Source organism: Bacillus sp. X1(2014) (assembly GCF_007678255.1).
Map to the genome: position 1 here is coordinate 1 of NZ_VEED01000071.1, position 302 is coordinate 302.

Here is a 302-nt window from a genome sequence, read left to right on the forward strand (position 1 = left end):
TAGCCTCATTGAGCAAGATCACCGTCATATTAAAGTAAGAAAGACAAGGTATCAAAGTATCAATACAGCAAAGAATACTTTAAAAGGTATTGAATGTATTTACGCTCTATATAAAAAGAACCGCAGGTCTCTTCAGATTTACGGATTTTCCCCATGCCACGAAATTAGCATCATGCTAGCAAGCTCAGCCAACACTCACATGATAAATTAGTGGTTAGCTATATTTTTTTACTTTGCAACAGAACCTATTTTAATATATTTGTAAATGCCTTGGGAAATTTTTCATTTATTTACTTTGTGTA

The 302-nt window shown here is 32.8% G+C and carries 1 pseudogene; it reads left to right on the top strand.

Going from position 1 to position 302, the window contains the following annotated elements:
- A pseudogene (locus FS608_RS29810) lies at positions 1–211 on the top strand (IS6 family transposase); the annotation flags it as partial.
- Positions 212–302 lie beyond the last annotated feature (91 nt).